Source organism: Glutamicibacter sp. MNS18 (assembly GCF_026107515.2).
Classification (GTDB): Bacteria; Actinomycetota; Actinomycetes; order Actinomycetales; family Micrococcaceae; genus Glutamicibacter.
On sequence record NZ_JAPCHW010000007.1, the window covers coordinates 73516 to 99463 of the forward strand.

A 25948-nucleotide genomic window follows, 5' to 3' on the forward strand; every position below is an offset into this window, starting at 1 on the left:
GAAGAAGTATATTGGGGGCCCCGAACTTGGGGGAATTATGTCTTTCGACAGTACGCAAGGGAATGACTTTTTTCGACGAGCATTGACGCGTCGATGGCGTTGGATCGCCTGGTTCGGCATTTTCGGGGTGGTCATGGGCGGACTGACGTTCGCCGTGTCACCGCGGGAGTACACATCCACGGCTAACGTATTCATTAATCCACTCATGGGTAATCCGTTCTCGCCGACCACGCCCTCTTCACGCAGTGAACAGTTGGCGGCCATGACGACCGAGTCCGGGGTGGTGCTCACCGATGACGTCCTGGATGCGGCGCTCATCAAATCCGGGATACCCGGCGCGACCCGGCAATCGCTACGCCAAAACACGTTCGCCGAGGTGCCATCCAATTCACAGGTCATGAACATCAGCTTCACCAGCCCGGACCCGCAGGTCGCGCAACGTGGAGCCCAGGCAATCACCGAGTCCTTCATGGAATTCCGTACCGAGCGGGCGCAAAGTGTGATCGAGTCCCAGGGCCAGTTGCTGACCACCCGCGAGGAATCGGTTAATGCGCTGCTGCAATCGGCCAATGACGCCTACAACCAAGCGCGTAACGGCGGGGCGGACCCGGCCCGGGTGATCGACCTGGAACAGCAGGTCAGGCTGTATGCCCAGGAACTGGCAAATGTGAAGGTTGACAGGACCACGACCGAAACGTCATCGGTCGACCCTGGAAATATCGTCGGGCCGGCCAGTGCCCCGCAAGAGCCCATAGGCATCGATCCGATGCTGTTGGCACTGGTGGTGTTCGTCGGCTTCACCGCACTAGGGTTCGTGGCCGCCTTGATCGTCGAACACGGAGATAAGCGCATCCGTGATGCCGGCGACCTTGATCGGCACCAGGCCCCGGCGGTGCTCGCCGTGCTGGGCGATACGAAGAAATCCAGGGAACGCGCCCCGGGCAGCGTGCCCGAAAAGTACCTGCGGATCACTCCGGTGATCTCTACACAGATGTCGTACCCCGGCTCCCTGGCCCTGGTCGGCAACCAGAGCAATGAGGAGATCCACTCCATCGCCGCAGGGATCGCCCTGGCGCTGGCCACCACAGGCAAACGTGTCTGCGTGGTCAGTACCGCCCGTTTGGCCGGGGAGCCGGAACAAACCCGAGGTCTGAGCGATGTCCTTGATGACGGGCTGGCGCTGCGTGAGGCATTGACTGTCAAGAAATTCGGTGATGGCCGCTTGGCCGTGATGGCCTCGGGCAGCAAACCGGAAAAAATGGCGGCCCTGGTGCAAGCCGAATCCCTGAAGCAGTTGATCGACCACCTGAGCTCGGGATACGACCTGGTGATCTTCGTCGTCCACCAGGGAGCCTCGGCCATAGCCAGCGCAATCGCCGGGGCCAGCGACCAAACCTTGCTCACCGTGGCGAATAACAAGGACTCGATCACAACGGTATTCGCCACGGCGAACTTCCTGGAACTGCGCGGTGCCGCGATCGCCGGTACATTGCTCTATTCGCAGTCCTGGGTCCAGGCCTCACATAATGAACTCTCGAACATTCTGGAGGACAGGTTCGAGCCGCTATCCGGCCTAGGCCCGCAACGTGCCGGGCGATAAACCGGCCCACTCCGGCCCATCGCTGGAAGGAAGCAACAGGGCTCTGAAGCGGATCGCCAGCAGTGGTGCGGCGAACCTCGGCGCCGCCCTGCTGGGGTCGGTCTCCAACTTCGTGTTGATCGTTCTGGTCACCCGTTTCTGGCCGGCCGAGGATGCCGGGTTGCTGTTCGCGGCAACCTCCTTCTATATCATCGCCCTGGCCCTGGCCCACCTGGGGGCTGATCAGGGGCTGGTGCGATTTATCGCCTGGAATGTGGGTAGTGGCCAGGGGCACCTCAACCGGTCCACTGTACTGGCCGGGATGCTGCCTTCCCTGGGAATGACCATCCTGGTGGCCTTCACCGGCTGGGCCGCCGCACCATGGCTATCCGGGGTCTTCGGTGCGGAATCCCCGGAACAGGGAACGCTGGTCATCCGGGTCCTGGCCGTGGTCCTGCCCGTGGCGGTGCTCTATGAACAGTTGCTGGCCATCTGCCGCGGATACGCTGTCATGAAGCCCACCATCGTCATAGAACGCGCGTTGCGTCCCACCCTCCAGATGGTCCTGATCCTGGTAGCCGGCCTGTCGCAGTCCAGCCTGCTCTGGTTGGCCTGGGCCTGGGCCGGTCCCTACCTGCTCTGCCTGGTGCTCGCTGCCGCGGCCACCTTCGGCACGTTGCAACGCAACAAGGACAATTGGCATGATGAGAATTCATCAGGTCAGGGCCTGCGCTCCGAGTTCTGGAGGTTTACCGGTCCACGTGGCCTGGCACGGATGGCCCAGGTCATGATCCAGCGAGCGGATATCGTCATCGTGACGGTGTTGCTCGGACCTGCACCGGCTGCCATCTACACAGCGGCCACTCGTTTCCTGGTGCTGGGGCAGGTGGCCACCAGTGCCCTGCAGCAGGTCAGCGAGCCGCAATTGGCGGGGTTGCTGGCCAGGAAAGAGGTCCGTGCGGTCACCAGCGTGGTTCGTCAGATGACCGTCTGGTCCGTCGCCCTGGTCTGGCCGATTTACCTGGTCTTCGCTGTGCACTCCGGTGCATTGATGGCGTTGGTCTTCGGTTCCGGGTACGAGGCCGGGGGACCGGTACTCCGACTGCTATCCGTGGCCATGTTGATCGCCACGGCGGTCGGTCCGTTGGATGTGCTGTTGCTCATGGCGGGAAAGAGCTCGTTGTCGCTATTCAATACCACGGTGGCGCTGGTCGTGGACCTGGCACTGTGCTTCCTGTTGATCCCGCATTGGGGCATCCTGGGCGCAGGCCTCGCCTGGGCGGCTGCCATCATCGCCAAGAACTTCCTATGCCTGTGGCAGGTCCACAGGCACCTGGATATTGGGATCTTTACCGGGCGACTCGCAACGTGGCTAAGCTCACTTTTTGGGATTTTCGGGATGCTTGGATGGCTGGGAACCCTGTTCCACGGCCAGCCCTGGACGGGATTCGGGATTTCGATCCTGACTGGCAGTTTCTATCTTGGTTTCCTCTGGTTCAAGCGGGAGGTGTTAATGCCGCCGCGTACTGTTCGTGATAGCTGAGAAAAGCTTGCGTGCGCGCTTAGTGCAACTTTTGGACTTTTTATTCAAGATTTCTCAGATTACAGTTTGGTAACGATAGGGCGGGTTACCGCTGTGGTTCTGCAGGCTGGGGAGCAGGGCAGAGACCAAATCTTGGAGACTGAACATATGGCGAATGCCAATCTATTTTCATTCCCCCGCTTCAAGGGGACCAACGCGGCCATGGCTACCGTGATGACCGGTGCGCTACTGGCGGCAGGCCTCACCGCGGCCTCACCGCTGGCAGCCCCTGCCGACGCGGCTCCGGCCGCGGGTGCTGCCACGGCCGACACCTACACCGTGACGACCCGCAGCAACTACAACAACGGTGACAACAAGAAGATTGCCGTGGGCAACAACACCGGCGCCGACCGGGTCGCATTCCTGCGTTTTCATACCACCACCAAGGTGGCCAAGGGCAGCGAGGTGCAGCTCAAGCTGAACGTGACCGGTGGCACCGCTGGTAAACTGCGCATCCTGCAGGGCCCGTCCGCATGGAGCGAAAGCGGACTCACCGCGGCAAATGCACCCCGTCCCGGAAACGTGGTCTCCACTGTTGATGTCCGCGGAGGAGCGCAAACCCTGAACATCAAGCTGACCGGTCTGGAATCGGCCTCCAACGGCCTGAACATCGTGCTCGAACGCACCGATGGCGGTATCACCCGTATTGATTCCCGCGAAGTTGGTGGTGCCAAGGCCCCGTCGATTAGCGTGAAAACCGCGACCCCGGCACCCACACCGGACTCCACCGGCCCGCTGACGGGCGAAGCCCCGGAAAATAACACCAAGCCGGACACCAGCACCGAGAACTGCACGGTTTCCGAGATCCTGGTACCCACCTGCGGTATCTGGTTCGGTGCAGCCGCCAACCCGCTTAAGGGCGAGTCCTGGGACCAGGCATTGCTGAATTTCGAGAAGACCTCGGACCGTCCCATGGACATTGCCCACTACTACAAGCGCGGGCAGAGCGCCATGTTCCCGAACACCGTGGAGCTGAACCGCCAGGACCAGCAAAACGCCAACCGCATCCTTTTCTACAACTGGAAGCCCAACGGGTTGACCTGGAAGCAGGTTGCTGACGGCCAGGCGGACGACTACCTGGTCAAGCTGGCCAAGCACATGAACAAGAACGCTTCGAAGAAGTTCTTCCTGTCGCTGAATGCCGAGATGGAAGACGAAGTCAACCAGAAGGCCGGTTCGGGCCAGACCGCCAAGGACTTCGCGAACTTCTTCAGCCACGTGGTCAAGGTGCTGCGCGCCAACGGTGCAGACAACATGGTTACCGTCATGAACTACACCGGGATCCAGAAGTGGGGCGAAATGTCCTGGTTCGATGACCTGTACCCGGGCAATGACGTGGTGGACTGGATCGCCCAGGACCCCTACGCCTTCGGCAAGCCACCGGTGTGGCTGACCGACATGGAGGGCATGGTCAACCGTACCGACAACGAAAAGTCCTGGCCGGGATTCTACAACTGGGCTGCCAAGAAGTACCCGAGCAAGCCCCAGATGCTTGCCGAATGGGGCGTTGACGAGGACGGGGCATACCCGAACTACAAGGCCGACTTCTGGAAGACCGCCAGCGAGCAGTTGGAGGACCTTCCGAAGCTCAAGGCCCTGGTCTACTGGGACAGCATGGGCTACACCCCCAGTGGCGACAAGTTGCATGTCGGTGTGACCCGGGTGGACTCCAAGTCCTCCTCGCTGACCGCTTACCGGAACTTCCTGGACGAGGAATACATTAACCTCGCCCGTGAATCCTACCTGGAGAAGTGAAACCTGAATCTCATCGGTCTGTGGACCCGTTGAGATAACCGCGGGGAGCTGCGATCACCAAGGTGGTTGCGGCTCCCCGCATTGTTTTTCCTTGCAGATAAGCCTATTCAGCGCACCGGTCCTCGGGCTAAGATCAAGACACCGATTCATTCGGGACCTATCACGGTCTAACTAGTCTTGGGGGAGGCTTACGTGAAGAAGACCGTTCATCTCTTGTCGGGGTTGGCACTTGCAGCCGCGTTGGCAGGATGCACTTCCAGTTCACCAGATCCGGGCGCGGCCGCGGATACCGAGCCGGGCCAAGCCTCGGAAGAAATCAACGAGAATACCTCGATCGACCCGTTGGCCACAGAAGTCGCGCAGGAGCCGGTCGAAGAGGATATCGAGTTCCTCGAGGAACTCGGGGTCAATGACCGCGGCAACGTCGACATCGAGGCCGAGGAAACCGCGCTCTTCGAAGTGCCCGAGTCCGACACCGTATTCGCCGAGTTCATCGCACAGAACGTAACCACCGATTTCCAATGCACCGCAGACGACGCATTGGAACCGATCAATGGCCAGTTCGTGGCCCTGGATTTCCAAGTCAACGCCGATGAGGAGCTACCCGAGTCAGGGTTCCCGTACTTCTACCTTACGGTGCACGAGTTCCGCGCCTGGGATGCGGACGGCGAGCGTATCGCGGATCCGGTGGGCAACGCCGAAACCTGTATCGGGGAAGACGAGCGGGTGCCATCCCCGATCGATCCGGGGGATAACGCGAGCGGCCTGGTGATCCTGGACGTGCCGGAAGGACCGGGCAGCGCCAGTTTCAGCATGGGAGGCTACCAGGGATCCTATGGATGGGAATGGTCCTGGTAGCGGTCAGCTGGCCTGGGTAGGGCCCGGCCTGAAAGTACCGGGGAAACTGCCCCGGCCAACGTCGTGGACCCTGGTACGGGACGTTGGCCGGTGGGTTATAGGGGGGAAGTCATGAAAGTCCTATTCGTCACCTCACCGGGTGGCCACTTGGCACAGCTGCTGCCGCTGCGTACCTGGTGGGAACAACACCATCGCAGTTGGGTCACGTTCCAGCGCCCGGAAGTCGAAAACGCGCTCGCCGGGGAGGAAGTAACCTGGTGCTACTGGCCGACCACCCGCCATATCCCGAATGCCATCCGCAATTTCTTCCTGGCGATCAGGACCCTTCGCCGCGAGAAACCCGATGTCATCATGTCGGTGGGGGCCGGAGCCAGCGTCCCGTTCTTCCTGATCGCCTATGTCATGGGCATCAAGACCGTCTACCTGGAATGCTTTGACCGAATCACCATGCCTACACTCAGCGGCAGGATCTGCTATCCGATCACCGACCTGTTCTGTGTGCAGTGGGAGGAACAGAAGAAGTACTATCCGGAAGCCGTGAACATCGGGGCGGTGCTATGAGCGGCGATGAGGCGGGATACCAGTTGGTGGTCTCGGTAGGGACCGACCACCACCTTTTCGACCGGCTGATCGACTGGATCGACGAGTGGGTGGACCAGCAGGACGTGGCACCGTCGGTCTTCGTCCAGCACGGAGCCAGCCGACCGCCACGCAACGGGACGGGCCGCGAACGCCTTCCGCGGGCCGAGCTGCTGGGGATCTATGAACGGGCCGAGGTGGTGGTGGTCCAGGGCGGGCCGGGCTCCATCCTGGATGTGCGCGAAGTCGGCGTAGTGCCCATTGCAGTACCCCGGGTGCCTGAGCTTAAGGAAGTGGTCGACGGGCACCAGGTGGAATTCACCAAGGTCATGGCAAATCACGGCAACGCGATCTTCGTGGACCAGCGCTCCGAACTGCATCGCCAACTGGACCGGGCCTTCGCGGATCCACAGGCACTGCGTACCGAGCCGCGGATCGCTGACCCGGACACGGCAGGTGAGAAACTGGCCGGGGAAATCGAGCACACCCTAGCCACCTCGCAGCGCGGTCCGCGCCGTGTGCTGCGCAGGATCGGACAAGTCATCGCTTCCCGCCGCGGCTAGATTCCCCGGCCCTTCTCGTTGAGCCGGTCCACCACCCATTGCGGGTTCAGTACGCCAGCGGCCACCGCCAGTGCCAGGTAACCGCGCGGTTGGCGTGGATTCAGGCGGATCGACTGGGCCGCGACCTGTGCGCCCTCACGGCGCCTGTCCCGGAGCGAAGCCAGGGCAAAGGCCCGCTGACCGTGCAACCACGAGGCCGTCTGCCGCGATGCGGTCAATTCCGGGTGCTTGGTGATCAGGAAGCTGATTCCCGCTTCCATCGCCTCCCACCTGCGGGAGAACTTCGAACCTCCCTTGTGCCACAATACATCCACGGCAGGTTCGGGAAGCACGCTGATCCGTCCGTGTGTCGCGGCGCGGATCAACAGGTCGTAGTCCTCTCCGTAGCCGTAGGGAATGCCCTCGTCTACCAGTCCCACCGTGCCGGTGAGGAAGGGGCGCCGGAACAGGTAGCTGGAGGGATGGGCTCCGGTGAGCCTGTCGCGGGTCACCGATGCGGTGTCCACCGTGTCCACTTTCGGGATACGCACCATGCTTTTCCCGCCGTAGCTGATTTCGATTCCGCTGACACAGCCTTGGGCGTTCTCGGAGCGCATGAGCTCCACCTGGCGGGTGAGCTTCGACGGTTTCCAGGCATCATCATCGTCGCAAAAAGCCACCAATTCGCCCGAGGACGCCAGGATCCCGGAATTTCGTGCCCCGGCCAATCCCGGGGAGCGGGTATTGCTGATGACCCGGACCTCACGGTTTCGGGAGGACCTGGCCAGCTCGGGATGCTCCGGGTGGTTGTCATAGACGATGGTGATTTCCAGACGACCGGGATAGTCCTGGTTCCAGGCAGCGTCAATGGCCTGTTGCAACAGCTGCATCCGGTCCTGGGTGGCAATCACCAGGCTCACTGGTGGATAGGCACTCGGTTCATGGTTCTCAGGCATTGATACCCCCAAATAGTTGTGACAGTGGCGCTTTCCGGCCGCCCAATCGCTGGATCGTGATCTGTGAACGGCTGTTGGGTGCCACGATGAAGGACAGCACGATGGCCAAGGCCAACGAGGAGGCGAAGTACACTGTGGCCGGCGGCCGCGAGGCCACCGTTGGCATGACCGCCTCACGGGAGATGAACCCCGGTTCGGGCGGAATCGTGTCAATGGCCGCCACGGCGAATTCCATGTCGGTGATCTGGTCCGACAACTGGCGTCGTAACTCCCGGGAATCAGCTTCGGAGAACTGCTGGTTCTGCAGCTCGGCAATCTGGTTGCGCAGTGCGTGGGTGTGCGATTCGAGTTCACCGCGCCGTACCTCGGCCAGGTTCTCCAACCGGACCCGGCGTTCGGTCAGGAAATTCTGCGCCAACAGGTTAACCGCGTCATAGGCCAGCCGTGCATCCTCGTTGGCCACGTACAGCTTGAGCAGCCGGGAGTTGATCAGGGGCGAGATCGTCAGCTCGTCGAGTAATCCCGTGGACCGGCCCGGGTAGTCCAGGGCGCGGGCGGTTTGTCCGAGCACCGCGTCCGAGTAGAGGATCTGCACGGCCGAGTCGATGGAGATGTCCCTTTCCGAGATGCTCTGGGACGGGGAAGTGATGGCCACCACCACGACATCAACACGTGCCGAGTACTTGGCCGGGGACAGCAGGTAGAAGACACCGCCCAGGCTGAACACAACCAGGAAGCACAACAGCGTGCGGGCCGGATGGTGCAGGGGTCTGGCCAGAACGGAGGCGATGGTGTCACTGTCGGCGACCTGACCCGCGTGCTTGCGCCGGCGACCGGCGACCTTGGCGATCATTGCAACCAGCTCGGGGTGTATCCCAGGTACTTGACCAACGCCTCGTTCTCGGTCTCGAAGGTCTTCCCCAGTGCCTTTCGCAACCCCTCGGGCATCCGGGCACCGGGCCGGGCATTGGAGTGGATGATCTCGTTGGGTTGCCACGGCTCCAGGCCGATCCGCTCCAGTAGCGTATCCCAGCCCTGGAGCCCTGGGCGGAAGAACGCGTCGGCGTCCAGGATGGTGAGCTTGCCCGGTGCCAGGGCCCGCTCGGCCCGCTGCAGCTGGTGGGTATAGCGTCCCCGGGCCACATACCCGAAGTGCTGGTGGGCGAAGGACTGGTAGCCGGGATCGGCGATGATCCGTGCTTCCTCGCCCGCCAGACGTTCCTCTTCCCGGTCCAGGGCCTCCTCGAAGGGCAGCGTTTCGAATCCGCGCCCCTTTTCCTGTTTGTAGGCGGAGAAGGCCCGCTGGACCGGGTCACGCAGCAACACGATGACCTGCGCCTCGGGCGCCACCGTCGCGATGCGTTCCATGGCCAGCGGGTGGAACAGGTAATACGGGCTGGCTTCGCCGCTGATACGTTGGTGACCCAGGGGGCGGCGTAACGGGAAATGGCCGGCATAAAACCGGGGGCCACGGGCGAAACGATCGGCGGTGTCGAAGAAGTGGATGCCCTTGTTCAGGATCGGCGGGCGCACCTGGGGGTGCCGGGCCAGCATCCGGAAGAGGCTGGTGGTGGCGCAACGCTGGGCGCCGGCGATGATGAATCCAGGCTGCATCCTAAGCCCGGCGGTGGCCTGGCCAAAGCCAACGAGCGTGGTCCGAGCCAGTTGGCGGGCCGAGTGCTGGATGGTGTCTTCCACCACGAATTCCTGCTTGGACATGTCCTACCCCTTGTATGTATTGCGTAGCAGTTCGTGCATGACCTCAAGGTGCCAGCGCCCCAACTCGAAGGTGGCGGTGACCCGCTGCCGGTGCCCGTCCTCGATGAACCGTGCGGCGATCGTGGCCAGATACAGCAGCGGCACCAGCGATCCTCCGGGACCGGACAGGGCATCCCCGCCATGTTGCTGGTGCAGGTTGTTGACGGTGCGCCTCACCTCGGTGCCTGCCAGGGCCCGCAACGCCACCGGCATATTGCCGGTTTGGCGCAGGTGGTCGTGAGCGGAGAAATGGTAGAGGTCCAGCCCCAAAGGCAGGTGCCGGGCATACCGTTCCCAGTCCCAGACCATCGGGGCGCTGGTGGTGCGTGCCATATTCCAGGCCCCGAAATCCCCATGCCAGGCGCCGAAGGCCAGGATCCTGTCCGGTTCGTGGCGTGCGAGCCGGGACACCATGGCGACCAGCCGCTGCGCTTCGGGAACCGTGGCCAGCTGGTCCAGCTGTTGCACGATGGCGTTGTACCAGTGCGAATCACTGAGCGTGCATGTGGTGACCGGGGCACTGGAAATGATCGCCCGGGCCGCGTCCACAGGGAGCTCCAGCGGCTTCTGGATGGCGTTGGGGCGCAGTGCGCTCATCACCAGCACCGGCCTGTCGGCCCAGCTGCCAAAGGAAATGATCTGTGGCACCTGGATGCCCTGGCCTCGGACCGAGTTCATGGCGCTCAACGCCAGGTGTTCGTTGGAGACCAGATCCGCAGCCAGGCTGGACAGCCCGATCTTGGCAAAACCCAGTTCCCGGCCGTCCAGATCGAAGATTCCCAGCACGGGTTTGCGGTTGGCGCGTGCCGAACCGGTCATCAACCCGAAACACACCGGCTGCGAAAAGACCTGGTGGAGATGTTCGGCGATGGAACCTGAGAACTGCCCGGTGGTGATCCCGGCGGTCATCAGCCGGTCGGCCACCGGAGTGCGCAGCACGGCGGCCAAGGCATACCGGCGGGCCTTGTGGAGCAACCCGTCACTGGCACACGGCCGGATAGCGCTGGACATGGCGGCCCGCGGAACCGTGGCCGGTACGGCCAGCCGCGGGTTCCTGGCCGAAGGCACCAGCCTCCAACCCTGGGTACCCGGCCGGAGCCCGGGATCCAGCCCGACCCCGCCTTCGGGGAAGAGCTCGGTAAGCGTATCGAGCAGGGAATCCAGGCGTTCGGTCGTGGAATTGGTCATCGGTGCCTCAGATCGGTTGTTTCGAGGTGCCCTGCCCGTGCCTGCCGGAACCACCGCCAGGACAGCCCGGTGCCCATCATCAGGATGAACAGGGACGTGGTGATGGTGTCATAGGTGGGCAGCACACACAGGAAGTAGATCGCCGGATACAGCATGGACCAGTGCTGCGGGTCCTTGACCGTCAACACCGGGAAGTAGTGCTTGATGAAGAAGGCGAAGAACAAGGCGGTGCCCAGGAACCCGGTGCAAAAGATCAGGAACCACAAGGAGCCCTGGGTACCCAACTGCGGCGGGGAACACTGGTGGCAATCGGCCGTGGCCCCGGCGGCGATGGAGAAGAAATTGCCCTGGCGGTCCCGGGTGGAACCGAATCCGATCACCGGGGAATGGGCCAACGTGGTCTCCACCGTGTACCGGGCGAGATTGCTCCGGCCGGTATTGCTGTGCGGGTTTTCGATCCGCGACTGGATGATATCCCACAGCGGGGTGCTGATCAGCAGGATGGTCGCGGTGACAAACGAGATGCAGACCGCCGCCAGGGCAATGAACCGGCCCCGCAGAGTCATGCGTACCAGCAGGACGACTCCCATCGCGGCCAGACCCAGCCACATGGCCCGGTTCAGTGACAACACTGCCGGCGGGATCGCCACGAGTAGTCCGAGCCAGAGCAGGATCCTGACCCAGCGCCGCGGAAAGTAGCGGATGGACAACAGGTAGAAGGGCAGCAGCAGTCCGTAGTTGGCGCCCCAGGAGTTGGCGTACTCGAACGGCGCCTTCGGCCGTGGGCTGCTGTACCCGAGGATGTCCTGCACCTGGGCCAAACCGGGATGGATCTGGGAATTGACGAAGGTATTGGAGGTGATCGCATGCGGCAGGGCCGCCTCAAGAAGCGACGGGAAATCCAGCGAGCTGAAGAAGATGCCGGCGTATCCGCCCAGTACCGTGACACCGAAGAGCATCGCCAGCAGCACGATGACGGTTCGATCGGGCAGGGCCCGCTGCGAGGCGTTGCCGATAAACAGCAGAACAACGGTGCTGGAAAGAAGCCACAGCAACCGGAAAGCCCAACTCAGGATCCGGGAGACACCGCTTTCGGGGAGGAGTCCGGGGACCGGAATCCACAGGACGAACACCCCGAGCAGGACAACGACCAGGAATAGCGCCCAGATCCAGAATCCGGGCGGAACGGCGATCTGCGGTTGCTTGAGCAACTGGTAGGCCAGCAGGGCACCGACCACAAGGAAACCCAGGCTCCCCAAACCCATGATCCACCACAGTGGAAACGCCCCCAGGAAAATGACCAATGGCCACGCTGGATTGCGGTCGGACCAGCCGTCCGACCGCGGTCGCCACGACATTCGCGCAGCGTCATCTGTCCCCCCAAATACAGGTGGCTTCATCGGTTTACATCCCCAGTTAGAAACCGAACCCGGCCCCTACCAAGTGGAACCGAGTTTGAAACTGTCGCCAGCGTATCGAGAAGGTGAACATCTTGGAAGGGGTCGGGGGAGCGATAAGGGAAGCTCCGCTGCGAAACACGTAGTACCGGAAGAATCGAGTACGAGTTGGAGTGGCAAAACAAGTACTTTCGGGAATAAACGAGTACTAGCCCGATGTGACCACTATTACCCGCCACGTGCTGCGATGAGCATAATTGGGGCAACTGCCTGACCTTGGCAGTTTTATGTCACTCGGCATGGGCCAACATCTTGGGGTTGGTTTGGGGGAATATCATGAGGTTCAGGAGATTTCTTGCGGCCCTCGCGGGCTTCGCAATGGTCTTGGGGTTAACGGGCATCAACGCCCAAGCCGCATTCGCGGCGGAACAACACTACGACACGGTGGTCTCGACGACACCACGGAACAACACACCGCACGTTCTTGATGGAATCGTCTTTGCCATCGCGGAAGTCGGTGACACGATCGTCCTGGGTGGTTCATTCACCCAGGTCCAGGCGGCCAGCGGAGGACCGGTTCTGACCAGGAACCGGTTGGTTGCCTTTAACAAGAACACCGGTGCCATCAGCACCAGCTTCGCACCGAACCTGAACAGTACCGTCCGCGCGGTGGTTCCCGCGGCAAACGGTACCTCGGTTTATATCGGCGGACAGTACGGCACCCTGAACGGCCAATCCGCGCCGAAGGTGATGCAACTGAACCTCTCCAATGGGCAAAGGGTCAGCCAGTTCAATCCGGGATTTGTCAACGCGGTAGTCCACGATATCAATTTGGTGGGCAACCGGTTGTTCTTCGGCGGGGAGTTCAGCACCGTCGGCGGTCAGCAGCGGCTGGGGCTGGCCGAGGTCAACGCGACCACCGGCGCCCTGTCCGCCAACACCACGGTGGCCTTCGAGGGAACCCACCGTGGTGGCAATACCTTCGTGCACAAGTTCGATGTGGACGCAGCAGGCGAGAAACTGGTCGCCACCGGCAACTTCCGCACCATCGACGGGCAGGACCGTGTCCAGGTCGGCATGCTGGATATCTCCGGTGGCCAAACCACGGTGGCCGACTGGCAAACCAACCGGTGGACGCCGAACTGCTACCCGTCCTTCGCCTACTACCTGAACGACCTGGATTTCGCCCCCGACGGCAGCTACTTCGTGCTCTCATCCATGGGCGGCTACGGCAGCGGCCCGCCCACCTTGTGTGACACCATCTCGCGGTGGCAATCCGATCACAGCGGTAGCGGCGTCAACCCGGTGTGGGTCGACTACACCGGCGGCGATAGCGTGTACGCGGTGGAAGCCACGGGTGACACCGTGTACTTCGGCGGCCACATGCGCTGGGTCAACAACCCGTTCCGTGCCGACGCCGCAGGACAGGGTGCGGTGGAACGTGAGGGAATTGGCGCGTTGAGCGCCACCAACGGGATGCCGATCGCCTGGAACCCGGGACGCGACCGCGGACGCGGTGTGTTCGACCTGCTGGCCACCAGTGACGGCTTGTGGGTCGGTTCGGATACCGACCGCATTGCCCGGTACATCTACAAGGGCCGCATCGCACTGTTCCCGCTGGCCGGCGGCAGTGAGATCCCGCACTCCGAGCCACCGGGGCTTCCGGTGGACGTACTCCAGGCCGGTGGCGACACCGCACTGGATGAGCGCTACCTCTACCGCATCAACACCGGCGGGGACACCATCGGTGCGCAGGACGGCGGGATCGACTGGATGGGCGATATCAACCCTCCGGGCAGTACCTACCGCAGCACCGGAAACAATGCCGCCGGGTACGATCTGGTGCCGAACGTGCATAGTTCGGTACCCGAGTCCACACCGCGCGCGATCTATTCCTCCGAGCGCTGGGATCCTGCCGGCGGACCGCAGATGGCGTACAACTTCCCGGTCCAGTCCGGAAAGAACGTGGAAGTACGCGTGTACCTGGCCGACCGGTGTGACTGCACCGTGGCTCCGGGCTCACGCGTCTACCACCTGGATATCGAGGGTGAGCGGGCCTTTAGCAATATCGACCTGAACGCGAACCCGGGACATAATATCGGTACCGTGTACACCAAGCAGGTGGTCAGTGACGGCAACATCTCGCTGTCCTTCGACCACGTGGTGGAAAACCCTGCGGTGAACGGCATTGAGATCGTGGATCTGGACGCCGAGGCCCCGGATCCGGGGGAGGCGAACCAGGCCCAGGAGATCTACTTCAACGGCACGGTGGCCGGCTCCAAGGGGGTGACCGATCTGGCCGGAACCGTGGCCTGGGACGATGTCAAGGGCGGATTCGTGGCCAATGGCAAGATGTACCTGGCCATGAGCAACGGCACCTTCGTCTCGCGTCCGTTCAACGGCTCGACCATCGGTGCGCCGACCGAGCTGAACCTGTACGGGTTGAGCAATTTCGCCACCGAGATTGGGAACATGACCGGGCTGTTCTTCAAGCACGACCGGATCTACTTCACCCTCAACGGGCAGAACCAGTTGTTCATGCGGTACCTGGACCTGGATAGCAGTATTGTCGGGGCCGAACGGTTCACCGTGGCCACCATGGGCTCGGGAATCAGCTGGAACAACGTCAGGGGCATGTTCCTGGCGGAGGACACGCTCTACCTGGCCAACGCCGCCGGTGAGTTGTTGGCCGCCGACTGGACCCAGACGGTGACCGACGGTACCGCCAGCGGTCCGACCCAGGTGGTCAGTTCGCCGGCCGAGCACGGGGTGAACTGGTCCGCGAACGCGCTGATCTCGATGGACAGCGACGGTGCTCCGCCGCTGCCGAACCAGCCGCCGACCGCGGATATCGATGCCCAGTGCACGGATCTGGACTGCGTCTTCGATGCCGCCGGATCCACCGACGACAACGAGATCGTGTCCTACGACTGGGACTTCGGGGACGGGAACACCGCCACCGGGGTCGAGGTGGAGCACAGCTACGCGGCAACCGGTCAGTACCAGGTGACCCTGACGGTCACCGACGACGACGGGGCAAGCGCCAGTACCAGCACCACGGTGAACGTGACCGCACCGCCGAACCAGGCGCCAACGGCCGTGATCACCTCCAGCTGTGACCAGCTCGAGTGCACCTTCTCCGGCGCTGATTCGGGTGACCCGGATGGGGAGATCGTCTCCTGGACGTGGACCACCAGCGATGGCGGTAGCGGTGACGGCGTGGACTTCTCCCACGAGTTCGCCACCGAGGGAACCTATACGGTGTTGCTGACTGTCACCGACGACGAGGGGGAATCACACACCACCGAGGAGGACATCGAGGTCTCGCTGACCCCGAACACCCCGCCGGAGGCAGCCATCTCCCAGGTCTGCAACGAGCTGGAATGCACCTTCAACGGTGGCGGCTCGGTGGACCAGGAAGGGGAGATCGTCTCCTACGCCTGGTCGACCAGTGACGGCGGCAGCGGCGACGCGGTGGAATTCATCCACCAGTTCCCCGCAGCCGGCACCTACCAGGTCAGCCTGACCGTGACCGACGAGGCCGGCGCCACCGATACGGCGGAAACCGAGGTGACGGTCTCACCGACACCGAACCAGGTGCCGGTGGCCACCTTCACCCAGGACTGCACGTTCCTGTCCTGCACCTTTGATGCCAAGGACGCCGAGGATCCGGATGGGGAGATCGTCTCCTACATCTGGAGCATAGGCAATGATCAGATCGGTGAGGGCATGGTCACCACCTACGCCTTCGACGCCTCGGGCACCTACCAGGTGACCTTGACCGTGTCCGATGACTCGGGCGACTCGGCCAGTGAAACGGTGCCGGTGACGGTCAACGAGGATCCGGGTCCGGAACCGGGGAACAACGTCTCGTTTGTCACCTCGGCAGCGAATAGCGGAACCGTCACGGCGAGCAACCACTCGGTTTCCATCCCATCCTCGGTCCAGGAAGGGGACCTGATGATCGCGGTGCTCTCGACCAATAACGGCAGCACCTCGCTCACGGCCCCGAACGGCTGGGACACCAGGGCCGATGCTTCCACCAACGGAATGAATGGTGCAATCTACTCCAAGGTTGCCACCGCCTCCGACGCCGGGAGCACGGTCACGGTCAGCAGCTCGGACTTCGTCAGGGGTTCGCTGGTGCTCTCGGTCTACCGGGATGCAACAGTGGACGCCGCCTCGTTCGCGATGCAGAGTGAAACCTCCTCGGGTAGTGAGCACACCACACCGGTGCTCAACGCCCAGGCGAACAGCTGGTTGGTGTCCTACTGGGCGGACAAGACCGCCAACACCTCCACCTGGCAGCTGCCCAGCGGGAAGGTCGCCCGGGAGACCGGAGCCGGAACGGGTGCCGGGCACCTGTCCTGGATGCTAGCCGACTCGAACGGATCCGTCTCCGCCGGGGACGCCGGTGGCGTGGTGGCTACCGCCAACTCGGCGTCGGCCAATGCCGTGATGGCCACGGTGGTCCTGGCCGGGGCACCGGGTAGTGGCGGCGGTCCGAATGCGGCACCGAACGCGGCCTTCGATTGGGACTGCGTCTTCCTGGCATGCATCTTCGATGGAACCGACTCCTCGGATCCTGAGGGGTCACTGCTCGAATATGCGTGGTCGGTCAACGGGACCGACATGGCGGTAGGCGAGATCTTCAGTCATGGCTTCACCGAGGCGGGCACCTACGAGGTCACGCTGACCGTCACCGACCCCGAAGGGGCCAGCGACAGCCAGAGCTATTCGGTGACCGTGGAGGAGGACGAGGGTCCGCCACCGGTATCCGATGTCGACTTCGTGGCCTCGGCTGCCAACGCGGGCACCACGAACGCGTTGAATCATTCGGTCCAGCTGCCCTCGGGGGTCCAGGAAGGGGATGTGTTGGTGGCGGTTCTGACCACCAACCTGTTCAACTCCGGGGCCTCGGTACCGGCGGGCTGGGAAGCCAGGGCCAACGTGTCCACGGCGTCCATGGAGGGCTACATGTTCTCCAAGGTCGCCACGGCGGCTGATGCCGGATCAAACGTCACGGTGTCGCTCAATGGCTACGCGAGGGCTTCGCTGACGGTCTCGGTATACCGCAACGCGGCGGTCACGGCGGCATCCTTCGTGATGGAAACCCCTGCCGGGGCCTCCAACCAGCACGTGACGCCGGACGCCGAAGCCGTGGCCGGCAGCTGGGTGCTTTCCTACTGGGGAGACAAGACGGCGGCCACCAGCTCCTGGTCGGTGCCTTCCTCCCTGGATGTGCGCCAGACAGGTGCGGGTACCGGGGCAGGCCACCTGTCCTGGATGATGGCCGACTCCGGCGGTCCGGTCAGCGCCGGTACCGTTGGCGGTGTCACCGGCACCGCGGACAGCAGCACCGCGAACGCGGTCATGGGCACGGTGGTGCTCGGGGCCGCGGACTAGGTCACACCAGGTAAGTACCCGGTGGCCCCCGATCCCTCAGCAGGGAGCGGGGGCCACCGGTGTGTCTGTACCCCTGCGGCGCGATCCGTGTCATGTGGGGCGACAACCGGCAGGTACCGGCCGTAGACGCGGGCACGCACGCTCTGCGAGGATGGAGGCAGCGACCACCCGGTACCTACCGGACGGGCCTCGTGCCGGAAGACCGGGCGGAGCGGCCCGGCCCATCCGAGGTGGGTGCAGGACAATACAGGGGGAGTATTGTGGGATTCGATGCGATCCTGACCATGATCATCGTTGCCGCCGTCCTGGGACTGCTGGCGGCCACCAGGTTGGCCGCGGACATCATCCTGATGGGTGCGGCGCTGGCGCTGATGCTGTTGGGGATCCTGACACCGGTCGAGGCGCTCGCCGGCTTCTCGAACACCGGGGTGATCACCGTGGCGGTGCTCTACGTGGTGGCGGCGGGACTCAGCGAGACCGGGGCGGTGCAATGGATCGCCCAGAACCTGCTGGGCCGCCCGTCGTCGGTGCGTGGGGCCTACGCGCGGATGCTGCTACCGGTCGCTGGACTCAGCGCCCTGCTGAACAACACCACGGTGGTGGCCATGATGCTGCCCGCCATCCAGGAGTGGGCCTCGAGGCTGCGGATCCCTGCCTCCAAGCTGCTGATCCCGCTGAGCTACATGGCGATCCTGGGTGGAACGATCACCCTGATCGGGACCAGTACCAACCTGGTGGTGGACGGGCTACTGCAGTCCGAGAAAGGCGTGTCGCTGCGGATGTTCGATATCGCCGCGGTCGGTTTGCCGCTGACGGTGATCGGCGCGGTGTTCCTGACCCTGGTCGGTGACAAGCTGCTGCCCGACCGGCAAGGCGCCCTGGAACAGATGCAAAGCGCGCGCGAGTACGCAGTGGAGTTCAAGGTGGTTCCACGCGGGCCGGTAGCCGGCAAGACGGTGGCCGCAGCGGGATTGCGCAGCCTGACCCACGGCTACCTCACCCGGGTGGAGCGCGATGAGCATATGGTGGTGGAGGTCACCCCGGAACTCGTGCTGGATCCCGAGGATGTGCTGATCTTCGTCGGTGCCCCGGAATGCGCCAATGAGCTCAGGCAGGTCCGCGGACTGGAACCCAACGCCGGGGACGTGAACAAGTTGGCCATCCGGCACTCGCAGCGTCGGCTGGTGGAGGCGGTGGTGGGTCCGGACTTCACCGGTATCGGCCAAAGCATCCGCGAGAGCCGATTCCGCTCGCGCTACCAGGCGGTGATCCTGTCCATTTCCCGCTCGGGGGAAATGATGCGGGGGAAGATCGGGGATGTGAAGCTGCGGGTGGGGGACACCCTGCTGATGGAGACCGGTACCGACTTCGTGCGCCACTACCGGTACCGGCGGGACTTCATGCTGGTCAGCAACATCAGTACCACGGCCCCGGCCAACTTCCGCAAGGCCCCCTGGGCCATCCTGATCCTGCTCGGGATGGTGCTGCTCAACGCCTTCGGGGTACTGGAAGTCATCCAGGCGGCCCTGCTGGCTGCCGCGGCCATGCTGGTGACCGGGTGCCTGACCGTGGGCAATGTCCGGCGGCATATCGACCTGCAGGTGATCATCGTGATCTCAGCCTCCTTCGCGCTGGGAGCGGCTATGGTCAAGACCGGGGCCGCGGCCACGATCGCCCAGAGCCTGCTGTCCGTGGGTGTCGGCGCGTGGGGTGCGCTGGCGCTGGTGTTCCTGCTGACCTTGTGCTTCACCGAACTGCTGACCAACAACGCCGCGGCAGTTCTGGTGTTTCCCATTGCCATGGCCGTGGCCGACACCGTGGGATCCGACTTCATGCCCTTTGCGATCACCGTGATGGTGGCCGCCTCGGCCAGTTTCATCATTCCCATCGGTTACCAGACGAATCTGATGGTCATGGGCCCCGGAGGGTACCGGGTCTCGGATTACATCCGGATCGGGATCCCCATGAGCCTGCTAACCGCCGCGGTGACCCTGGGCATCGTGCCTCTGGTCTGGCCCTTCTAGGTCATACCCGGATCCGCAGCAGCTGCAGCACCCGGTCGGCGGCCGTAGGGACATCCACCTGCGACAGGTCCAAGGTCACATCCGCATCCTCAGGTACCTCGTACGGCGAGTCGATCCCGGTGAAGTCCTTGAGCAGACCGGCCCGGGCCTTGGCGTACAGGCCTTTGCGGTCACGTTCTTCACAGACTTCAAGCGGCGTGCTGACGTGCACCAGGTAGTAGCGGCCCACCGGGCGGACCAGTTGGCTAACCGCGGTCCGGGTGGCGGCGAAGGGGGCGATCGGCGCGCATAGGGCGATCCCGCCGACCTCGGCGATCCGGGCGGCGATCCAGCCGATCCGCTCCACATTGGTTTCCCGGTCCTCACGGGAGAACCCCAATCCCTTGGAGATGAACCGGCGGATGTCATCCCCGTCCAGCAACACGGCCCGTCGCCCCAGATGCTGGTGGATCCGCTCCTGCACCGCACGGGCCAGGGTGGACTTGCCCGAACCAGAAAGCCCGCTGAACAGCACCACCACCCCGTCGGTGCCCGCAGCGAGCTGCATGCCACCGGAACGGAAGTCCGCCAGCCGGTACGAGGACAAACGTTCCAGTGGTGTAGCGGCCTGGATGCCATCAGGCAGGATCAGATGCCCGCACCCGGCCTCGGGGAACAGCGAGGCCGCGGCCTGCAGCTGTTCCATGGCCTGAGCGTATTCGGGACCCCGGGCCTCGGAACTATGCCGCACCAACACCAGGCGCAGACCCGAGGGCAGTTCAGGGCGCTGCATCAACGCGGCCAGATTTCCGGCTGACGGTGCCCGGTCAAAGAGCACCACCGGCTGGTTATCCAGCGGTTCGGTGATCCGTAGTGCGCGGAAGGCGCCGTGTTCGGCGCGGGCCAGCCGGCGCACCCCTCGGACCGTGGCGGGGATCCCCGCATCCCGATCTGACTCCTGCCACCGGTAGCCCAGCAGAGCCAGCGCGGTGCCATCCGGGTCCGCCAGCACCACCTGTCCGGCTGCGTTGTCCCGCACCACCGGATCGTTCCAGAACGGAAGAATGCCATTTGCCAGGGCCGAGGCATCCAGCAAGCCGCCCAACACCAGCTCGACCAGATCCAGATGCCCCGGATCCAATTGGACGCTTGGCGCGTTGAGCACCTGGTCGTGTGAATTCCCCATCATTCCCCCCAAGAAATATCGGCCTGCATCCCAGACTAGATTCGATCTTGGAAATGGGCTAGGGAGGAGCCGATAAATACCTGTCTGGCCCAAACCCTTTTGCCGGAGGGGCAAACATGGATACTATTACGGAACAGCAAGCGCTTCGGGGGAATGCCTTGACTGTTTCCGGGGCTCTAAGGGGGGAAGCTCAGTGGGGGACTTGCACCGTGCCATCAAGATCGCTGAAGAAGCCGGTCAACGATTGCTCAACCTACGCACGAAAGCCGGTGAACTCGGCCTGGACGGGCGCGCGCTCAAGGACGCCGGGGACCGGGCGTCACAGGACTACCTGGACCAGGTACTGCGCCGGTTCTATCCCGAGGACGCGATCCTCTCCGAGGAGGCCTTGGACGACAAGTCACGCTTGGACAACCACCGGGTATGGATCATCGATCCGTTGGACGGGACCCGCGAGTATTCGGAATTCCGTGACGACTGGGCCGTACACGTTGCACTCTGGAAATCCGGGGCACTGGTTGCCGGCGCCGTGGCACTTCCCGGCAAATCAATGGTGCTGGCCAGCGGGGATGATCCCATCAGGGGACCGGCCCTGAACGGCAGGCCGATCCGCATCGCGGTCTCCCGTACCCGGCCACCGGATATTGTCAACCATCTGGCCAACGAACTGGATATCGACCTAGTGCCGATGGGATCGGCCGGCTACAAGGTCTGCGCCGTGGTCCGCGGCGAAGTCGACGCCTACGTCCACGCCGGCGGGCAATACGAATGGGACTCGGCCGCACCGGTCGCCGTGGCGGCGGGCAGGGGACTGCACACCAGCCGAATCGACGGAAGCGCACTGGAATACAACCGGGCGGATCCATACCTGCCGGACCTGCTGGTCTGTCGGCCAGAGCTGAAGGACACCCTGCTAGAGACCATCCGGACCTACGGATAAGACCACCAACACCATTTGTCTTCATTGAACTTGGGGGATTTCTCAATGAAACTCAAAAATGCCGCAGCAACGGGCATGCGATATCAACTCGACCAGCTTTCCGCGCTGGAAGCCGAATCGATCTTCATCATCAGGGAAGTCGTGGCCGAACTCGAACGGCCCGGACTGCTCTTCTCCGGAGGCAAGGACTCCGCGGTGCTGCTGCACCTGGCGGCCAAGGCCTTCGCACCGGCGGCCATTCCGTTCCCGGTGGTGCATATCGATACCGGGCACAATTTCCAGGAAGTCCTGGACTTCCGTGACGCCGAGGTGTCCCGCAGGGGAGTACGGTTGATCGTCGGATCGGTCCAGGAAGCGATCGATGCCGGGGACGTGGTCGAGGAACGCAACGGCTCACGCAACCGCATCCAGACCCCGGTGCTGCTGGACACCATCGAGAAGCACGAGCTGAATGCGTTGATGGGCGGCGCTCGCCGGGACGAGGAAAAGGCCCGTGCCAAGGAGAGGGTCTTCTCCTTCCGGGACGACTTCGGCCAGTGGGATCCGAAGAACCAGCGTCCGGAACTGTGGGGGCTGTACAACAGCCGGTTGAATCACGGGGAAAGCATCCGTGTCTTCCCGCTGTCCAATTGGACCGAATTGGATATCTGGCATTACATCGAGCGGGAGAACGTCATCCTGCCCTCGATCTACTACGCGCACGAACGCGAGGTGTTCGAACGCAGCGGCATGCTTTTTGGGGTCCACCCGTTCTGCACACCGCGTGATGACGAAATGGTCCGCACCCAGATGGTGCGTTATCGCACGGTCGGGGATGCGAGCCTGACCGCGGCCGTGGCCTCCACCGCGACCACCACGGCGCAGATCGTCGAGGAGGTGGCCACCACGCGCATCACCGAACGTGGGGCCACCCGCGGTGATGACCAGGTCAGCGAGGCGGCCATGGAGGACCGCAAGAAGGAAGGGTACTTCTAAAATGGATCTGCTTCGTATTGCCACCGCAGGCTCGGTGGATGACGGCAAGAGCACCCTGATCGGTCGGCTGCTCTTTGACTCCAAGGCGATCTTCGCCGACCAGCTGGACTCGGTGGAGAAGACCAGCCTGGAGCGCGGATCCGAGTACACGGATCTGGCCCTGCTCACCGATGGGCTACGCGCCGAACGTGAACAGGGCATCACCATCGACGTGGCCTACCGTTACTTCGCCACCCCGAACCGCAAGTTCATCGTGGCCGACACCCCGGGGCATATCCAGTACACCCGGAACATGGTCACCGGTGCCTCGACCTCGGACCTGTCGATCATCCTGGTGGATGCCCGCAAGGGGCTGGTGGAGCAGTCACGCCGCCACGCCTTCCTGGTATCCCTGTTGAAGGTTCCACACCTGGTGGTCGCCGTGAACAAGATGGACCTGGTCGACTGGTCCCAGGAGGTCTTCGACGAGATCCGCCGCGAGTTCACCGATTATGCCGCACGCCTGAACATTGCCGACGTACAGGTCATCCCGGTCTCGGCACTGACCGGGGATAACGTGGTGACCCGTTCGCAGAACATGCCCTGGTACCAGGGCGCCTCGCTGATGCACCACCTGGAGAACGTGCAGATTGCCAGTGATTCGAACATGGTGGATGTGCGTTTCCCGGTCCAGTACGTGATCAGGCCGCACAGCAACGACTACCACGACTACCGTGGGTATGCCGGGCAGGTCGCCAGCGGTGTGATGAAGGCAGGGGACAAGGTCGTGGTGCTGCCCAGCGGACTGCCGGCAACAATCAAGGAAGTCTCCACCGCCGATGGCCCGGTGGACGTGGCTTACCCGCCGATGTCGGTGACCGTGCGCCTGGATGATGATGTGGACATCTCACGCGGCGACATGATCGTGCGCCCGAACAACCAGCCGAAGGTGGCACAGAACTTCGAGGCCATGATCTGCTGGATGAGCGACAAGCCCATGAAGCCGGGGCAGAAGCTGGCCATCAAGCACACCACCAAGACGGCCCGGGCGCTGGTCAAGGAGCTGCGCTACGGGTTGAACATCAATACCCTGCATCGGAATGAGGAAGCGAACCACCTGGACCTCAACGAAATCGGCCGGGTATCCCTGCGCACCACCAAGCCGCTGCTGGCCGATGAGTACCAAAAGAACCGGACCACCGGCGGGTTCATCCTCATCGACGAGATCACCAACAACACGGTGGCGGCGGGGATGATCATCGAGGCCGAGTAAAAGGCCGTCAGGTTCAGAGGACCCGGTGGGAACTGTAGTGACACGGTGCCCACCGGGATTTCCCTGGAAAAAGTCGATCGCTACATGACACGATATAAACGTTGACGCCGGCGATGACCTCCGTTTTTGGGCGCGCCAGCACGCGACGTGAATCAGTGTATCGAATAAGTGAAAGTTTTCACAAAGTTTACTCTTGGGTGCGTAATATCCCGGAAAACCGGGGAAATCAAGGCCACGGGGCGCTAACCTGAATTGCGGAGACGATCAGCGTTGACCGTTTTCGTGCAAGCATCAGCCCATTGAAATCGCAAAGGTGCCACATCCGTGTCTGACAACAAGCCAATCGTACTTCTGGCCGAACAGCTCTCTCCCGCAACCGTCGCTGCCCTCGGTCCCGACTTTGAAATTCGTCAGACGGACGGAGCCGACCGCTCCCAGCTGCTCGAAGCCATCGCCGATGTCGATGCCATCCTCGTCCGCTCGGCCACCCAGGTGGATGCCGAGGCGATCGCCGCAGCCAAGAACCTGAAGGTCATCGCCCGTGCCGGCGTCGGCCTGGACAATGTCGATATCAAGGCCGCCACCCAGGCCGGCGTGATGGTCGTGAACGCCCCGACCTCGAACATCATCTCTGCCGCCGAACTGACCGTGGGACACGTTGTCTCGTTGGCACGCCGAATCCCGGCCGCCAACGCCTCGCTGAAGTCCGGTGCCTGGAAGCGCAGCTCCTTCACCGGTGTGGAACTATTCGAAAAGAAGGCCGGCATCATCGGCCTGGGACGTATTGGCGCACTGGTGGCCCAGCGTCTGCAGGGCTTCGGTATGGACGTCATCGCCTACGACCCATACATCACCCCGACCCGTGCCCAGCAGCTGGGCGTCACCCTGCTGAGCCTGGACGAACTGCTGGAACAGGCAGACTTCATCACCATCCACATGCCCAAGACCCCGGAGACCGTGGGCATGCTGGGCGAGGACGCCTTCCGCAAGATGAAGAAGAGCGCCTTCGTGGTCAACGTGGCCCGTGGTGGCCTGGTGGACGAGGACGCACTCTACGAGGCACTGAAGAACGAAGAAATCGCCGGCGCCGGTATTGACGTGTTCGTCAAGGAGCCAAGCACCGACCTGCCGTTCTTCGAGTTCGATAACGTCACTGTCACCCCGCACCTGGGTGCTTCCACCGATGAGGCCCAGGAGAAGGCCGGCGTATCCGTGGCCAAATCGGTTCGCCTGGCACTGGCCGGCGAACTGGTACCGGACGCCGTCAACGTCGCCGGGGGAGTCATTGACGAAAACGTCCGCCCGGGGATCCCGCTGATCGAGAAGCTGGGACGGATCTTCAACGCACTGGCCACCGGTTCACTGACCAGTATCGACGTTGAGGTTGCCGGCGAGATCGCATCCCTGGACGTCAAGGCCCTGGAACTCTCGGCCCTGAAGGGCGTGTTCATGGACGTCGTTTCCGAACAGGTCTCGTATGTCAACGCCCCGGTACTGGCCGAACAGCGTGGCGTGGCCACTCGCCTGATCACCACACCGGATTCCCCGGAGTACCGCAACCAGCTGACCATCAAGGGCGCATCCAACGACGGCGCCCAGCTGTCGGTGGCCGGCACCCTGACCGGTCCGAAGCAGATCGAAAAGCTCGTGGGAATCAATGGCTACGAGATCGAGATCCCGATCTCCGATCACATGATCGTCGTCCGCTACACCGACCGCCCGGGCATCGTCGGTAGCCTCGGCAATGTCCTGGGTGAGCAGAACGTGAACATCGCAGGCATGCAGGTATCGCGGGACGAGAAGGCCAACGAAGCCGTGGCTGTGATTAATATCGACTCGGCTCTGCCAGCAGGCGTTTTGGACGTTGTGGGCGCTGCCATCGGCGCCAGTATCGCTCGTGAGGTTAACCTGGCCGACGCCTAGTCAGCAGATTGATGGGCCGGCCCTTGGAAGGACCGGCCCATCAGTGGGTTAAGGGCTCCGTTGAAGTTC

At 63.0% G+C, this 25948-nt stretch carries 18 protein-coding genes; 12 read left to right on the forward strand and 6 right to left on the reverse strand.

Translation table 11 applies throughout. The annotated features are described in order from the left end of the window. Window positions 1–205: 205 nt before the first annotated feature. From OK351_RS11630 to OK351_RS11655, 6 genes are all read left to right on the forward strand, one after another. The gene (locus OK351_RS11630; protein WP_265159064.1) at window positions 206–1600 is read left to right on the forward strand and encodes a hypothetical protein; all 1395 of its coding nucleotides are present in this window, start codon (window positions 206–208) and stop codon (window positions 1598–1600) included. Continuing rightward, entirely contained in the window at window positions 1587–3122 is a 1536-nt protein-coding gene (locus tag OK351_RS11635; RefSeq protein ID WP_265159066.1) for a lipopolysaccharide biosynthesis protein, read from the forward strand. The genes OK351_RS11630 and OK351_RS11635 overlap by 14 nt, the downstream gene beginning before the upstream one ends. A 147-nt stretch (window positions 3123–3269) precedes the next feature. Beyond that, window positions 3270–4916, forward strand: a complete 1647-nt coding sequence (locus tag OK351_RS11640; RefSeq protein ID WP_265159068.1) for a CBM96 family carbohydrate-binding protein — start codon at window positions 3270–3272, stop codon at window positions 4914–4916. Window positions 4917–5108: 192 nt separating this feature from the next. Continuing rightward, a complete protein-coding gene (locus OK351_RS11645) occupies window positions 5109–5774 on the forward strand; it encodes a hypothetical protein (protein WP_265159070.1) in 666 nt (221 codons plus the stop codon). Between the two features lie 111 nt (window positions 5775–5885). Continuing rightward, the gene (pssD, locus tag OK351_RS11650; RefSeq protein WP_265159072.1) at window positions 5886–6335 is read left to right on the forward strand and encodes a PssD/Cps14F family polysaccharide biosynthesis glycosyltransferase; all 450 of its coding nucleotides are present in this window, start codon (window positions 5886–5888) and stop codon (window positions 6333–6335) included. Continuing rightward, the gene (locus tag OK351_RS11655; protein WP_265159074.1) at window positions 6332–6916 is read left to right on the forward strand and encodes a glycosyltransferase; all 585 of its coding nucleotides are present in this window, start codon (window positions 6332–6334) and stop codon (window positions 6914–6916) included. The genes pssD and OK351_RS11655 overlap by 4 nt, the downstream gene beginning before the upstream one ends. Here the strand turns inward: OK351_RS11655 and OK351_RS11660 are convergent. From OK351_RS11660 to OK351_RS11680, 5 genes are read right to left on the reverse strand one after another with little or no spacing between them, the layout of a single operon-like run. Then, on the reverse strand, window positions 6913–7815 hold the full coding sequence (locus OK351_RS11660; protein ID WP_265159076.1) for a glycosyltransferase family 2 protein: 903 nt from the start codon (window positions 7813–7815) through the stop codon (window positions 6913–6915). The two genes, OK351_RS11655 and OK351_RS11660, sit on opposite strands and share 4 nt — an antisense overlap. Before the next feature lie 28 nt (window positions 7816–7843). Beyond that, the gene (locus OK351_RS11665) at window positions 7844–8704 is read right to left on the reverse strand and encodes a GumC domain-containing protein (protein ID WP_265159078.1); all 861 of its coding nucleotides are present in this window, start codon (window positions 8702–8704) and stop codon (window positions 7844–7846) included. After that, complete coding sequence (locus OK351_RS11670; protein WP_265159080.1) at window positions 8701–9570, reverse strand: sulfotransferase family protein; 870 nt, start codon at window positions 9568–9570, stop codon at window positions 8701–8703. Before OK351_RS11670 ends, OK351_RS11665 begins: the two co-directional genes overlap by 4 nt. Window positions 9571–9573: 3 nt before the next feature. Continuing rightward, window positions 9574–10797: a hypothetical protein gene (locus OK351_RS11675; protein WP_265159082.1), complete on the reverse strand. Its 1224-nt coding sequence runs from the start codon at window positions 10795–10797 to the stop codon at window positions 9574–9576. Beyond that, window positions 10794–12062 carry an O-antigen ligase family protein gene (locus tag OK351_RS11680; RefSeq protein WP_265159085.1) on the reverse strand — a complete coding sequence of 423 codons (1269 nt, stop codon included), beginning with the start codon at window positions 12060–12062 and terminating at the stop codon, window positions 10794–10796. The genes OK351_RS11675 and OK351_RS11680 overlap by 4 nt, the downstream gene beginning before the upstream one ends. Before the next feature lie 468 nt (window positions 12063–12530). On the opposite strand from OK351_RS11680, the gene OK351_RS11685 reads away from it, so the two are divergent. Further along, on the forward strand, window positions 12531–17600 hold the full coding sequence (locus OK351_RS11685) for a PKD domain-containing protein (protein WP_265159087.1): 5070 nt from the start codon (window positions 12531–12533) through the stop codon (window positions 17598–17600). A 260-nt stretch (window positions 17601–17860) separates the two neighbouring features. Next, window positions 17861–19624, forward strand: a complete 1764-nt coding sequence (locus OK351_RS11690; RefSeq protein ID WP_265159089.1) for an SLC13 family permease — start codon at window positions 17861–17863, stop codon at window positions 19622–19624. A 1-nt stretch (window position 19625) separates the two neighbouring features. On the opposite strand, the gene cysC is transcribed toward OK351_RS11690, so the two are convergent. Further along, window positions 19626–20792 carry an adenylyl-sulfate kinase gene (cysC, locus tag OK351_RS11695; protein WP_265159091.1) on the reverse strand — a complete coding sequence of 389 codons (1167 nt, stop codon included), beginning with the start codon at window positions 20790–20792 and terminating at the stop codon, window positions 19626–19628. A gap of 190 nt (window positions 20793–20982) precedes the next feature. Here cysC and OK351_RS11700 point away from each other — a divergent pair, with 190 nt between their 5' ends. From OK351_RS11700 to serA, 4 genes are all read left to right on the forward strand, one after another. Continuing rightward, window positions 20983–21729, forward strand: a complete 747-nt coding sequence (locus OK351_RS11700) for a 3'(2'),5'-bisphosphate nucleotidase CysQ (protein WP_265159093.1) — start codon at window positions 20983–20985, stop codon at window positions 21727–21729. 45 nt (window positions 21730–21774) lie between these two features. Then, the gene (gene cysD, locus OK351_RS11705) at window positions 21775–22704 is read left to right on the forward strand and encodes a sulfate adenylyltransferase subunit CysD (RefSeq protein WP_265159095.1); all 930 of its coding nucleotides are present in this window, start codon (window positions 21775–21777) and stop codon (window positions 22702–22704) included. 1 nt (window position 22705) lies between these two features. Beyond that, the gene (gene cysN, locus OK351_RS11710; protein ID WP_265159097.1) at window positions 22706–23956 is read left to right on the forward strand and encodes a sulfate adenylyltransferase subunit CysN; all 1251 of its coding nucleotides are present in this window, start codon (window positions 22706–22708) and stop codon (window positions 23954–23956) included. 324 nt (window positions 23957–24280) lie between these two features. Beyond that, window positions 24281–25879 (forward strand): phosphoglycerate dehydrogenase, encoded by a 1599-nt coding sequence (gene serA / locus OK351_RS11715; RefSeq protein ID WP_265159098.1) that lies wholly within the window; start codon window positions 24281–24283, stop codon window positions 25877–25879. Window positions 25880–25948 lie beyond the last annotated feature (69 nt).